The sequence below is a fragment of the Bradyrhizobium sp. 170 genome, assembly GCF_023101085.1.
Lineage (GTDB): Bacteria > Pseudomonadota > Alphaproteobacteria > Rhizobiales > Xanthobacteraceae > Bradyrhizobium.
Window position 1 is genome coordinate 3954716 of record NZ_CP064703.1, and the last position, 13182, is coordinate 3967897.

Below are 13182 nucleotides of genomic sequence, written 5' to 3' on the forward strand. Positions count from 1 at the left end.
TCGAGGAAACACAATGAACTGGCTGAAATTATCGGCGCTGGTGGGCGCTCTCGTCTGCGCCGCGCCGCTGGCCCATGCGGCGGAATATCCGGTGCGGCCGATCAAGCTGATCGTGCCCTATGCCGCGGGCGGCCCGACCGACGTGCTTGGCCGCATGGTCGGCGATTATCTCAGCCGCGACCTGAAACAGCCGGTCGTGGTCGAGAACAAGGCCGGTGCGCAGGGCGCGATCGGCGCCGAAGCCGCGGCGCGTTCCGAGCCAGATGGTTACACGCTGTTCTTCACGGCGGCGTCGATCTTCGTGCTCAATCCGCTGCTCTACAAGAAGCTGCCCTACGATCCCACGCGCGACTTCCGACTGCTTGCGCTGGTCACCGATCTGCCTGTGGTGATGGAGGTCCATCCGTCCGTGCCGGCCAAGACGGTCGCGGAGTTCGTGGCCTACGCCAGGCAGAACCCGGGAAAACTCAATTTCGGATCGGCCGGCACCGGCGGCACCATTCATCTGGCCGGCGAGATGTTCAAGCAGATGGCCGGCGTCGACATGGTCCATGTCGCCTACAAGGGCGCAGGCCCGGCGCTGACCGATCTGCTGTCGGGCAACATCCAGTTGATGTTCGATACGCTCGGCACTGCGCTGCCGCCGGTCAAGGGTGGACTACTGCGGGCGCTGGCGGTCTCTTCGGCGCAACGCATCCCCGATCTGCCCGATGTTCCGACCATGGCCGAAAGCGGCTATCCGGACTATGGCGTCAGCGTCTGGTACGGGGTCTCCGCGCCGGCCAAGCTGCCCGACGACATCGCGCAGAAACTCACCGCCAGCCTGAACAAGGCGCTGAACGATGACACGTTCCGCGCTTCGCTCGACAAGGTCGGCTTCCCGCCGCTGCGGCCCAAAAGCCAGGCCGAGATCGACAAGTTCGTCGCCACCGATCGCGCGCGGTGGGCGGGCGTGATAAAAGCCCTCAACATCTCACTGGATTAGGATATCTGGATTAGGAAATGGTTCGAGAAAGCGAAGTCCGCGAGGGCGAAATCACCGTCGACATGCCGCCGGCCCGCGATGCCGGGCTGGTCTTTATCGGCCGCATCCGCACGCCCTGGAAATCGCGGCTCGAGACGCCGCGGCAGGGCCGCCAGGACGGCCCGGTCTGCCGCCTCGAGATTTTCGAGCCATGGGTGCCCGCGATCAAGGGCGTCGACTTCTATGAAAATCTCGAGGTGATCTACTGGCTGCACCAGTCGCGCCGCGATCTGGTGCTGCAGAGCCCGAAGAACAACCAGAAAACCCGCGGCACGTTCTCGCTGCGCTCGCCGGTGCGGCCGAACCCTATCGGTACCTCGATCGTGAAGTTCGTCAAGATCGAGGGCAACGTCATCCTGGTGCGCGGCCTCGACTGTCTCGACGAAACGCCGCTACTCGACGTGAAGCCAGACCGCTGCGAATTCACGCCGCTGGCGCCGCCGCAGCCCGGGGATTTCGAGACGGAGTAGTTACTCGTAGCCCGGATGGAGCGAAGCGAAATCCGGGGCCGGTGTTACAAACGTCGCATACTTTCCCGGATTACGCTTCGCTCCATCCGGGCTACGGAATCGCCATAGTGCCGCGACCAGTTTCGTCGCTGAGGGCGAATGGAGTGTTCGGCGTGGCCAGAAAGGTGTTTCAAGACTTCGCCCATGTCTTGTGCCAGCGCTTTATTGAAGTGCCATCAAATAAGGACCTCGTAAATTTGGTCCTCCTTGGCGGTGGGACACTTGTGTTGGACATCGTGACGCGAAAGGCGACCTGCAATCGCTATCCCATAGAGCCGTTGCCATACGCTGCAGATGCGCGGGGCTGGCTTGATTCACAAATGACAAAGCAGAATATTCCAATCGAAGAACTGGTGGGTGCGTCGCTCGTCGTTGAATATGTCGTAAGTCTTAGCCGAAAGCCGGAGAATCCGGCTTTTCCAATTGCTAAATTTGACTTTGCTTGCACCGGCTCGATTTCGTCACCGGATCGCCTGTACACGTCTGCCCTGAAGGCGGAAAAGGTGTGGGGATTGTATACGGTTTCGTGAGCACTTGTGGCTAAGGCGCGTAGCCCGGATGGAGCGAAGCGCAATCCGGGAATTTGCGTGATGTTGGCAACACGAGTCCCGGATTACGCTTCGCTCCATCCGGGCTACGTGATCTATCCCAGCGCTGCGGCCAGCTTGGTCGCGTTGTCTTCCAGCACTTTCACATCTTCCTTGCGGCTCGCGGGCGGCAGCAGGGCGACGCCTTCATGGCGCGGCATCACGTGCATGTGCAGGTGGAACACGACTTGCCCGCCGGCTGGCTCGTTGAACTGCTGCACGGTGATCCCATCGGCCTTGAAGGCTTTCATGGCGGCGGCGGCGATCTTGTGGGCGGCGCGCGCGACATGGGCGTACTCGTCGGGAGTGATGTCGAGGATGTTGCGGGCGGCGGCCTTCGGGATCACCAGCGTATGGCCCGGCGAACGCGGCATGATGTCGAGGAACGCCAGCACGTGATCGTCCTCATAGACCTTGTGGCAGGGAAACTCGCCGCGCAGGATTTTTGCGAAGGGGTTGTTGGTGTCATAGGCGGGCATGGTTTTTCCCTCGAGGTTTGATCTCAATCTCACGTCGTCTACTGAACAGGTCAAGCCTCGTCGGCCGCCTTGCGGAACGGACCGGCCTCGGTCAGTTCGCGTCCGGCCGCCGCCACGTAGGCGCGCTCGCGCTTCAGATAGTCGGCAATCGCCCGGCGCAGGTCGGGATCGGCGATGAAGTGCGCGGAATAGGTGGTTTGCGGGAGATAGCCGCGCGCCAGCTTGTGCTCGCCCTGCGCGCCGGCTTCCACGATCCTGAGGCCGCGCTGGATCGCGAAATCGATCGCCTGATAGTAGCAGACCTCGAAATGCAGGAAGGGGTGATGCTCGACGGCGCCCCAGTTACGGCCGAACAGCGTGTCCGAGCCGATGAAGTTGATGGCGCCCGCGATCCAGCGGCCGTTGCGTTTGGCCATCACCAGCAGCACGTCGCGGCTCATGTTCTCGCCGATCAGCGAGAAGAACTTTCGGGTGAGGTAGGGCCGGCCCCATTTGCGCGAGCCGGTCTCCATGTAGAACGCGAAGAATGCATCCCACGCGTCCTCGGTGATGTCACTGCCGGTCAGATGGTGGATCGTGATCCCGGCGGCAGTGGCCTCGCGCCGTTCGCGCTTGATCGCCTTGCGGTGACGCGAGTTCAGCGACGTGAGGAAATCGTCGAAAGTCCCGTAGCCTTCATTGCGCCAGTGAAATTGCTGGTCGTTGCGCAGCAGGAAGCCGTGCGCCCCCAAAAACTTCGCTTCCGTCTCTGGGGCGAAGGTTACATGCACGGAGGAAGCATTGGTCGCGTTGCAGAGCGCCATCAGTCCGCTCGCCAGCGCGGTTCCGATCCGCTCGCGATCGACGCCGTCGCGGATCAACAGCCGTGGGCCGGTGGCGGGCGTAAACGGCACCGAGGCCTGCAGTTTCGGATAATAGCGCCCGCCGGCGCGCTCATAGGCGTCGGCCCAGCCGCGGTCAAAGACATATTCGCCTTGCGAGTGCGATTTCAGATAGCAGGGCACAATGCCGGCGATCTCGCCATCGAGCCTTGCCAGGAGATGCCGCGGCCCCCAGCCGGTGCGGGCGCAGGCCGAGCCGGAGGCTTCGGCGGCTGCGAAAAATGCGTGGGAAACGAAGGGGTTATAGGCGGGCTTGCAAGGATCGCTTTGAGACCCGCTGGCAGTCAGCGTGTCGAGATTTTCGAGACTGTCCGGATTAGGCTTCGGATTGGCGCAGGCGTCCCAATCCGCAGCCTTGATGTCGCTGGCGGAGGGGACGGCTTCGAGGGTGATTTCGGATGACGCCATCTAGAAATTCGGACCGGTCCCATCGTGCGATCAGCCATCGCGCATGGTGGCCAACGCTTCAAAGATCGTGCATCGGGCGGGCGAGTTCAAGGTGGGCGGCTGCGCATCAGGTTCCCGGCAGGAACCCCTCGAAGATCATCTGGTCGGCGTTGCGCGCGGCGCGGGCGCGCTGCTCCGGCGTGCGCACGGTCCAGGCAAGCAGCGGCAGCCCAAAAATGTTGCGGGCGATCCAGGGGGCGGCTGCCGGCAGTTCATCCACCCAATAGGCGACGAAATGCGGTTGCGTGCGAAAGGCGTGGCGCAGATGCGTCATGCCGCGGCGCTGTTCGGCTGACGCTTCCGGCCACTCTTCGGCGGTATATTCGCGCTCCGCCACGATGCCGCGCGCGCGTCCGGGGATCAGTTCGCGCAACGCCACCACCTGGTCCGGATCAAAGGACATGCCGACGGCGGGACCGGAATAGGAGCCAAGCACCTCCGCCATCCGTTTCACCAGCCGGCGGTCGCCATCGAAATGGCTTTTCACCTCGATCACCAGCGGCACGCGGCCGGCGACAAGCGAGCAGAGATCGCCGAGCGTCATCATCCGCTCCGGCGTGTTCTTGAATTGGACTGCCTTCAGTTCGGCCGCGGTCTTGCCGAGCAACGCGCCAGAACCCTCGGTGAGGCGGCCGAGCGCGTTGTCATGATGCACCATCGCCTCGCCATCCAAGGAAAGCTGGATGTCGCATTCGATGGCGAAATTGCCGTCGACGGCGGCCTGTGCGGCCGCCGGCATGTTTTCGACGATGCCACGCGAAATGTCATGTAGGCCGCGATGGGCGACCGGCCGCGCCGTCAGCCAGCCCGGAGCACGCATCGGAATGGCTCCGCTCAGGACACCTCGAAGATGGCGTCGACCTCGACGGCGGCATCCGAGGGCAGGGAGGCGACGCCGACGGTGGTGCGGGCATGCCGGCCCTTGTCGCCGAAGGCGGTGACCATCAGGTCGGAGGTGCCGTTGAGCACCTTGGGCCCGTCGAGGAAATCAGGCGCGGAATTGATGAAGCCGCCGAGCCTGACCACGCGGACCACCTTGTCGAGATCGCCGAGCGCAGCCTTGACCTGCGCAAGCAGGTTGACGCCACAGCCCTGTGCGGCGGCATAGCCCTGTTCGATGGTGACGCCGGCGCCTAACTTGCCCTTGGCGATCAGCTTGCCTTCCGCATTGGCGCACACCTGGCCGGAGACGAACAGCAAATTGCCGGTACGCACGAAGCCGACGTAATTCGCCATCGGGGTGCGCGGCTCGTTCAGCACGATGCCTTGCGCCGCCAGCTTCTGTTCGACCGTACCCGCCATGTTTTTCTTCCCCGATTGGTGTGACTTTCCTGACCCGAGATCAGGCGTGCATTGTTTCGCGCATCGCGCCGCCGGTTGCAAGCGACGGCAGATCGGCGGCGCGAGGCTGCGGCCAGCGTAAATCGCCCCGCAAAATTGCCGAAAAGCAAGGCTTCCCGGCGTCAAATTCCTGCGTTCCTCAGGCGCCGCCCTAGTTGCGACGCAATGGAGCCATCACTAATGTAACCGAATCTCCCTCGAGGAAAAAACTGGACATGGCTAGCTCGCTCCCGATTCCGGTCCGCGCTTTGGTGTTCTCGGCTGCCGCCACCCTGATATCCGGCTTCGCAAGCGGACCGGCGCTGGCGGCTGCCGGCGGGCCGTTTCTCGCCCATCAGGCGCTGTACGAATTGAAGCTCGTCAAGTCGCGCGGGACCAACGCGATATCAGGAGCGCGCGGGCGCATCCTCTACAATTTCTCGGGCAGCGCCTGCGAGGGCTACACGTCCGAATTTCGCCAGGTGTCCGAACTCGACAGCGGCGAGGGCAAGCTGACGCTGAGCGATCTGCGCTCGCATTCCTGGGAAGATGCCGCGGGCAAGAGCTACCGCTTCAAGATCGATACGCGGATGAACGATGCCGATTCCGCCCCGATCGATGGCATGGCGGAGCGGGTGGGCGACCGCATCACGGTCAAGCTGAAACAGCCGGTTGCGAAGACGTTTGAGCTCGACGGCAAGACCGTGTTCCCGACCGAGCAGATCCAGCACATCATCGCCGCCGCGCGCGCGGGCAAATCGGTGCTGGAACTGATGGTCTATGACGGCTCCGACAATGGCGAGAAGGTCTACAATACGCTCTCGGTGATCGGGCAGCCGATTCCGGGCACCCGCAGCATCGCCTCGCCCGATCCCTCGACCGCCAACGACCAGATGAAGACGCTGACCCGCTGGCCCGTGACCGTGAGCTATTACGACCGCGACGCCAAGACGAAGGAAGGCGAGCAGACACCGGTTTACGCGATGTCGTTCGAGCTGTTCGAGAACGGCGTTTCCCGCGCGCTGGTGCTCGATTACAACGATTTCGTGATTGCGGGCGCGATGGGCCGGTTCGACGTCAGGGATTCCAAGCCGTGCAAGTGACGGCGCAGTCGAACTCGAGCTTCTCGAACGTCATCCGTGCGTGAAGTCGCCGGGCTTCAATCCGAGCGCTTTGACAGCTGGCTCCGGAAGCGCCCCCCAGGCTTCGACCCTTTCGTTCGGGGCCATCATTGCGGCGATAATTGCCTCGGCCTTTGCCGGATCCTGCTCAGCCACATAGTAGACCGAGCGAACAGGCGAACCGCCTCCCAACGATTCAGTTGTTACGAGGACAACCTGACCATTTGCCATGCCTGGATATACCACTGACGCGGTGCCGTTTCCACGATGGTGAAGGCTGATCTCCGCGCGCCCGCGGTGCAGCAACGGCCATGCGAGATTGGACGCGCCATCTTGCATTGTTCCGGTCCGGTACCAATTACGAAGTGTGGGAGGCAGAATCGCTCAGGGAGCGAGGACGTGGCCAGTAAGAAAATGGCAGACGGAGGGCTCCCGGTGATCGCGCGCTTTGAGGTGCGCCACCGCAACTACCTCGCGCCAGACGGCTCGATAAACAGGCCGCTCCCTGCGTTCGCCTCCGATGCAAGCCTGCTCGCCTCGCTCTATCGCGCGATGGTGCTGCTGCGCAACTTTGACCGAAAGGCTGTTGCATTGCAGCGCACCGGCCGGCTTGGGACCTATGCCGTTTCGCTCGGCCAGGAGGCGGTGTCCGTCGGCATAGCCAGTGCGATGCGGGAGGAAGACGTCCTGCTGCCCTCCTATCGGGACAATGGCGCGCTGATCTGGCGTGGCGTCAAGCTGGAGGAGATTCTGCTGTTCTGGGGAGGAGACGAGCGGGGCAATCAGTTCTCCGGGCCGGTCCAGGATTTCCCGTTCTGCGTACCCGTGGGATCGCAGGCGCCGCATGCTGCCGGCGTTGCCTATGCCTTCAAGCTGCGCAAGCAGCCGCGTGTCGCCGTATGCATGTTCGGCGACGGCGCCACGTCGAAGGGTGACGTCTACGAAGCGATGAATTTCGCCGGTGTACACAAATTGCCGGTCGTGTTCGTCGCCACCAACAATCAATGGGCCATATCCGTACCGTTGCGGCTGCAGACCGCCTCCGAAACCCTGGCGCAGAAGGCCATCGCCGCCGGGTTCATCGGCGAGCAGGTGGACGGCAGCGACGTCGTGGCGGTGCGCGCCGCGGCCGAAGACGCCATTGCCGCAGCCCGCGACGGCCAGGGGCCGCGCTTCATCGAGGCGCTCACCTACCGGCTCGGCGATCACACCACCTCTGACGACGCATCACGCTATCGTCCGGAAGAAGAAGTCCAGGCTCGCTGGAAGGAAGAGCCGATCGCGCGTTTGAGAGCCTTTCTTGCCAACCAGAAGATCTGGAGCAAAGCAGACGAGGAACAGCTCGCCGCGGAGTGCCATGAGCGCGTCGAGGCGGCGGTCGAGCGCTATTTGGCAGCCGAGCCGCGCGAGGCCGAAACCATGTTCGATCATCTCTATGCCGATCTGCCCGAGGTTTATGTCGCGCAGCGCCGCCAACTCGCGGGAGAGGGCGATGGCTGAGGTAACGTTGGTCGAAGCCGTCAATCTGGCGCTCGCCCGCGCGATGGAGGATGATCCCGATGTCGTCGTGCTTGGCGAAGATGTCGGCATCAATGGCGGCGTTTTCCGCGCGACCGTTGGGCTGCAAACGCGTTTCGGTCCGGAGCGCGTCCTTGATACGCCGCTTGCCGAACTCCTGATCAGCGGGCTCTGCGTCGGCATGGCGGCGCAGGGGCTGAAGCCCGTCGGCGAGATCCAGTTTATGGGATTTCTGTATCCCTGCATCGATCAACTGGTGAACCACGCCTCCCGAATCCGCAACCGCACCCAGGGACGGCTCACCTGTCCAATGGTTCTGCGCACGCCGCATGGCGCCGGCATTCGCGCGCCCGAGCACCATTCCGAAAGCACCGAGGCGATGCTCGCCCACATCCCCGGCTTGCGCGTTGTCATCCCGTCGTCGCCGGAACGCGCCTACGGTTTGCTTCTCGCCGCGATCCGCGATCCTGATCCGGTGGTGTTTCTGGAGCCGACCCGCATCTACCGCGCGGCGAAAGGCGAGGTGGAAGACAACGGTGAGGCTTTGCCGCTGGATGTCGCGTTTATCCTGCGGGAAGGCCGCGACATCACCCTGATCAGCTGGGGCGCGATGCTGAAGGAAACCATGGCGGCCGCCGAGGCGCTGGCTGCCGAGGGCATCGCCGCCGAGGTCATCGATCTCGCCACGCTCAAACCCTACGATGAAGTCACGGTGCTCGGTTCGATCGCAAAAACCGGACGTTGCGTCATCGTGCACGAGGCGACACGGACTGGCGGATTCGGAGCCGAGATCGCCGCGCTGATCGCCGAGCGCGGCCTGACCTCTCTGCTCGCACCCGTGGCCCGCGTCACCGGCTACGATACGGTCATTCCGATGGCGCGTCTTGAGCAGAAGTTCATGCCGTCGGTTGGCCGCATCGTGGCGGCCGCGCGCAAAGCGTGCCAGTTCAGTTGACTTCTAGCGGACTTGTCCCATGCGCCAGTTCGTATTGCCGGATCTGGGAGAGGGCCTCGAAGAGGCGGAGATCGTGAACTGGCACGTCAATGAAGGCGATCACGTCGTCACCGATCAGCCGCTGGTTTCCGTCGAGACTGACAAGGCCGTCGTCGAGGTGCCGTCACCGTCAAGCGGACGTATCCTGCACCTGTTTGGTGCCAAGGGAGATGTGGTGAAAGTAGGCGTGCCGCTGGTCGAGTTTGCCGAAGGCCCCGAGCAAGACACCGGTACAATTGTCGGCGAACTCGGTACCAGCGAGCCGCCGCCGGTGGCAGCAACACTTCCCGGGCCCGCAGCCGGACAGAAAGCCCAGGTGTTTCCGGCGGTGCGCGCGCTCGCACGCAAGCTCGACGTCGATCTCGAGCTCGTCGAAGCCACGGGACCCGGCGGCTTCATCACGCGTGCGGATGTGGAACGAGCTGCCAAGACCTTGTCGCATACCGGACCCGCCGAGCCGCTGCGCGGTTTGCGGCGCGCGATGGCCCAACGCATGACGGCGTCTCATGCCGAGATCGTCCCCGCCAGCGTCACCGATGACGCCGATATCGACGACTGGCGAAAGGGCGAGGACGCGACCATCCGCCTGGTGCGCGCGATCGCCGCCGCCTGCAAGGCGGAGCCCGCGCTCAATGCCTGGTACAATGCCGGCGCGGGAGAGCGGCGTCTGATCGGGCGCGTCGACCTCGGCATCGCCGTTGATACCGGGGGCGGCCTGATCGTTCCGGTCTTGCGCAATGTCGCAGAGCGGGACGCATCGGATTTGCGAGCCGGGCTCGACCGAATGCGGGCGGACGCGCTCGCGCGCTCGATACCTCCGGGCGAACTGCGCGGCGCGACCATTACGCTGTCGAACTTCGGCATGATCGGAGGCCGGTTCGCCAACCTGATCGTCGTGCCGCCGCAAGTGGCGATCATAGGCGCCGGCCGGATTGCCCAAAGGGTGGTTGCACATTTGGGCCAGCCAGCCGTCAGGCGGGTGCTGCCGTTGTCGCTCACCTTCGACCATCGCGTCGTGACGGGCGGCGAAGCCGCGCGCTTCCTGGTGGCGCTCAAATCGGATCTTGAGCAGGTTTCGTAGCTGTGGCCCGGCCACGGATTGCGGCATCGCAAACGTAAAAAGGGATCATCGGCCGCGGAAATGCCGCGGATCGCCAATCCCGGGCATATTGAGATTCGAGGAGGACACCCCATGTCATTTCGATAAGGGAGTCCTTGCTGTGCAGACCGTACGGGCGACTCTTGTTGCGGCCGCTGCAGCGGTAGCTCTGGCTGTCTCTCCCCTTGCCGCCTCGGCGGGGGAGGCCAACAGCAAGCTTGCGCTGACCATCTCGGTCGACGGAGCGATCGGGCCGGCAACGGCCCGTTATGTGAAGGATGCTCTGACCAAGGCAAGCGAACGACGTGCCGAGGTTGTCGTTCTGCGCATGAATACACCGGGCGGTCTCTCGACCAGCATGCGCGAGATTATCGCAGACGTGCTGGCTTCGCGCGTTCCCGTCGTCGGTTACGTTGCACCCTCCGGAGCCCATGCGGCCAGCGCCGGGACCTATATCCTCTACGCCACGCATATCGCGGCAATGGCGCCCGGCACCAATCTCGGAGCGGCGACGCCGGTGCAGATCGGCGGCCCGCTGCCCGGTCTGCCCGACACTACCCCTGACAAGAGCGATAAGGACAAGAAGGACGGCAGCGACCAGAAGCCGAAGACGAAGGATGCCATGACGGCGAAGGCGACGAACGACGCCGTCGCCTTGATCCGCAGCCTTGCCGAGTTGCGCGGCCGTAATGCCGATTGGGCGGAGAAAGCGGTGCGGGACGCCGCCAGCCTGTCCGCCAATGCCGCGTTGCAGGCGAATGTCATCGACCTCGTCGCACGCGACCAGGCCGACCTGCTCAGGCAGATCGATGGTCGCACGGTCGAGGTTGCGGGTGGCGAGACGCGGCAGCTGGGGACCAGGGACGCCGCGCGTGAAGCGATCGATCCCGGATGGACCTTGCGATTTCTGAGGGTGATCACCGATCCCAACGTCGCTTTCATTCTCATGCTGGTCGGCATCTACGGCCTGATCTTCGAACTTTCCTCGCCCGGTGCGGTCGCGCCCGGCGTGATCGGCACGATCTGTCTGCTGTTGGGCCTTTATGCGCTCAATATGCTGCCCATCAACTATGCGGGCCTCGGCCTGATCCTGTTGGGGATCACGCTTCTGGTCATCGAAGTCTTCAACCCGACCGTGGTTATCGGTCTCGGCGGGATCATCGCATTCGTGCTCGGAGCAGTGATGCTGTTCGAGATCGAAGAGCCCGGATTCCGGCTGTCATGGTCGGTGATCGGCATCGCTGCGGCGATCTTCATTAGCCTGATCCTGGTTGTCCTCGGCTCGCTTCGACGCGCCCGAAAAGGCCCCATACGGCTCGGCGCGCAAGCCATGCGCGGCCTGTCTGCCGAAATCCTCGACTGGTCCGAGCGCGAAGGCCACGTCTTCACCCAAGGTGAGCGCTGGCAGGCGCGCGGCGACGATGCTTTCAAGCCCGGAGAGATGGTCGAGGTGGCCAACGTCGTCGATTTGACGCTGGTGGTACGGCGCCGGCCGGTGCTGACCGCCAGCGAGGGAGGTACGTCATGATGCTTGATTATTTGTTTTATGGGTCGCTCGCGGTCATCGTGGTCCTGTTTCTGTTCTCGGCCATTCGCATCCTGCGCGAATACGAGCGCGGCGTCGTGTTTACGCTCGGCCGCTTCACCGGCGTGAAGGGTCCGGGATTCATCATCCTGATTCCGGTCGTACAGCAGATGGTGAAGGTCGATCTCAGGGTGATGGTACAGGTGGTGCCGCCTCAGGACGTAATTTCGCGTGACAACGTTTCGGTCAAGGTCAATGCCGTTCTTTACTTCCGCATCATCGATCCCGAACGCGCGATCATCAAGGTGGGCGATTACATGGCCGCGACCAGCCAACTGGCGCAGACCACACTGCGATCGGTGCTGGGCAAGCACGAACTGGACGAAATGCTCGCCGAACGGGACCGACTTAATGCAGACATTCAGGAAACTCTCGATCAGCAGACCGACGTCTGGGGTATCAAGGTCACCGCCGTCGAGATCAAGGATATCGATCTCAATGAAACCATGGTGCGCGCGATTGCCAAGCAGGCCGAGGCGGAGCGGTTGCGACGCGCGAAGGTGATCAATGCGATGGGCGAGCAGCAAGCCGCCGAGAAGCTTGTCGAGGCTGGCCGAACGCTTGCGCAGGAGCCGCAGGCGATGCAGTTGCGCTACTTCGCGGCGCTGCACGACATCGCCGGCGAGCGATCCTCGACCGTGGTGTTTCCGCTGCCGATGGACTTGCTCGGCCATGTGACAGGGCGGCGGAGCGAAGCGACCTGATTGTGGTCGTTGCCGGCAACAAGCCGTTCGCATGCCGCCGACCCAAGGGGAGGGAGTGCTGATCGATCGGTGCCGCCGAACATTCGGCTGGAAGGTTCGGCTGTACCTGACAACCAGGGAGAGTCACGATGGTAACGTATGTCGTGCTTGCCAACTTCACCGACCAGGGAATCCGCAATGCAAAGGACTCGCCCAAGCGGGCAGAGGCTTTCAAGAAAATGGCCGAGACCTTCGGAGTGACTGTAAAGGAACAGTTCTGGACGCAGGGACGGTATGATATTGTGACGATCCTCGATGCGCCGGATGAATTTTCGGCCATGACGCTTAGCTTGAGTCTTGGCGCCCTGGGCAATGTTCGCACCGAGTCGTTACGAGCCTTCTCGGCGGCTGACATGACCAAGGTTGTCGGGAAGATGCTCTGACAGCCGCTCGTCACGGACGATTTGGCGCCTGCTGCTCGATGTCCCGAACCGGGGCCTGTCCCGAAAATGGTATCTCGGGTTCATACGCCTCGGGCTCGAACTGTTCTTTGAAGATACCTCGCAGCAACCGCCAGAGTTCACGGTGCCCGGCCGTCTGACCGCCTTGCGTCAGATACGCCGCGATGTCCATGACGTCGGTTCGATAATCCGTCGCCCCGCGGATCCGCGAATCCAGGTAGGTCCACTCGTGTTCGACGTACAAGCGCTTGGTGTCGGTGTCGAAGACCAGGTTCCAGAAATCCAGTTCCGTGACTTCCGGGCCTTTGACCTGCCGATGCAACTCCCGTTTCAAAAACGCCATCTTTCGCTCCTTTTGCGTCGGATCGTGAAACGCATCCGGACCTATGCGCCCGTCCAAATTGGAGACTTGATAGAAATCTGATCATTCCTTGCCGGTTCAAGACCGCACAGGGCGAGTATTTTCCCTGAGGG

15 protein-coding genes are annotated in these 13182 nt (G+C 63.0%); 10 read left to right on the forward strand and 5 right to left on the reverse strand.

Annotated features, from left to right (window positions below; all coding sequences use genetic code 11):
- Positions 1 to 13: 13 nt before the first annotated feature.
- The 3 genes from IVB05_RS18125 (at position 14) to IVB05_RS18135 (ending at position 2063) form a co-directional block, all read left to right on the forward strand.
- Complete coding sequence (locus IVB05_RS18125) at positions 14 to 985, forward strand: tripartite tricarboxylate transporter substrate binding protein (protein WP_247785986.1); 972 nt, start codon at positions 14 to 16, stop codon at positions 983 to 985.
- A gap of 17 nt (positions 986 to 1002) precedes the next feature.
- The gene (tsaA, locus tag IVB05_RS18130) at positions 1003 to 1494 is read left to right on the forward strand and encodes a tRNA (N6-threonylcarbamoyladenosine(37)-N6)-methyltransferase TrmO (RefSeq protein WP_247785987.1); all 492 of its coding nucleotides are present in this window, start codon (positions 1003 to 1005) and stop codon (positions 1492 to 1494) included.
- Positions 1495 to 1646: 152 nt separating this feature from the next.
- Entirely contained in the window at positions 1647 to 2063 is a 417-nt protein-coding gene (locus IVB05_RS18135) for a hypothetical protein (protein ID WP_247785988.1), read from the forward strand.
- Between the two features lie 113 nt (positions 2064 to 2176).
- Here IVB05_RS18135 and IVB05_RS18140 read toward each other — a convergent pair whose 3' ends face one another.
- The 4 genes from IVB05_RS18140 to IVB05_RS18155 form a co-directional block, all read right to left on the reverse strand.
- Positions 2177 to 2599 carry an HIT domain-containing protein gene (locus IVB05_RS18140; protein ID WP_247785989.1) on the reverse strand — a complete coding sequence of 141 codons (423 nt, stop codon included), beginning with the start codon at positions 2597 to 2599 and terminating at the stop codon, positions 2177 to 2179.
- A gap of 50 nt (positions 2600 to 2649) precedes the next feature.
- On the reverse strand, positions 2650 to 3888 hold the full coding sequence (locus IVB05_RS18145; protein ID WP_247785990.1) for a GNAT family N-acetyltransferase: 1239 nt from the start codon (positions 3886 to 3888) through the stop codon (positions 2650 to 2652).
- Positions 3889 to 3994: 106 nt separating this feature from the next.
- Complete coding sequence (locus IVB05_RS18150) at positions 3995 to 4747, reverse strand: glycerophosphodiester phosphodiesterase (protein WP_247785991.1); 753 nt, start codon at positions 4745 to 4747, stop codon at positions 3995 to 3997.
- A gap of 14 nt (positions 4748 to 4761) precedes the next feature.
- On the reverse strand, positions 4762 to 5229 hold the full coding sequence (locus IVB05_RS18155; RefSeq protein WP_247785992.1) for a RidA family protein: 468 nt from the start codon (positions 5227 to 5229) through the stop codon (positions 4762 to 4764).
- 254 nt (positions 5230 to 5483) lie between these two features.
- Between IVB05_RS18155 and IVB05_RS18160 the strand changes: the two genes are divergently transcribed.
- The 7 genes from IVB05_RS18160 (at position 5484) to IVB05_RS18190 (ending at position 12690) form a co-directional block, all read left to right on the forward strand.
- The gene (locus tag IVB05_RS18160) at positions 5484 to 6350 is read left to right on the forward strand and encodes a cell envelope integrity EipB family protein (RefSeq protein ID WP_247785993.1); all 867 of its coding nucleotides are present in this window, start codon (positions 5484 to 5486) and stop codon (positions 6348 to 6350) included.
- A gap of 417 nt (positions 6351 to 6767) precedes the next feature.
- Positions 6768 to 7868 (forward strand): pyruvate dehydrogenase (acetyl-transferring) E1 component subunit alpha, encoded by a 1101-nt coding sequence (gene pdhA / locus IVB05_RS18165; protein ID WP_247785994.1) that lies wholly within the window; start codon positions 6768 to 6770, stop codon positions 7866 to 7868.
- A complete protein-coding gene (locus IVB05_RS18170; protein WP_247785995.1) occupies positions 7861 to 8841 on the forward strand; it encodes an alpha-ketoacid dehydrogenase subunit beta in 981 nt (326 codons plus the stop codon). The genes pdhA and IVB05_RS18170 overlap by 8 nt, the downstream gene beginning before the upstream one ends.
- Positions 8842 to 8860: 19 nt before the next feature.
- Positions 8861 to 9961 (forward strand): dihydrolipoamide acetyltransferase family protein, encoded by a 1101-nt coding sequence (locus IVB05_RS18175; protein ID WP_247785996.1) that lies wholly within the window; start codon positions 8861 to 8863, stop codon positions 9959 to 9961.
- Between the two features lie 139 nt (positions 9962 to 10100).
- Positions 10101 to 11507, forward strand: coding sequence for a nodulation protein NfeD (locus tag IVB05_RS18180; RefSeq protein ID WP_247785997.1), 1407 nt, complete (start codon positions 10101 to 10103; stop codon positions 11505 to 11507).
- Positions 11504 to 12268, forward strand: coding sequence for a slipin family protein (locus IVB05_RS18185; RefSeq protein WP_247785998.1), 765 nt, complete (start codon positions 11504 to 11506; stop codon positions 12266 to 12268). The genes IVB05_RS18180 and IVB05_RS18185 overlap by 4 nt, the downstream gene beginning before the upstream one ends.
- Positions 12269 to 12396: 128 nt before the next feature.
- Entirely contained in the window at positions 12397 to 12690 is a 294-nt protein-coding gene (locus tag IVB05_RS18190; RefSeq protein WP_247785999.1) for a GYD domain-containing protein, read from the forward strand.
- Positions 12691 to 12700: 10 nt separating this feature from the next.
- On the opposite strand, the gene IVB05_RS18195 is transcribed toward IVB05_RS18190, so the two are convergent.
- The gene (locus IVB05_RS18195) at positions 12701 to 13051 is read right to left on the reverse strand and encodes a hypothetical protein (RefSeq protein WP_247786000.1); all 351 of its coding nucleotides are present in this window, start codon (positions 13049 to 13051) and stop codon (positions 12701 to 12703) included.
- Positions 13052 to 13182 lie beyond the last annotated feature (131 nt).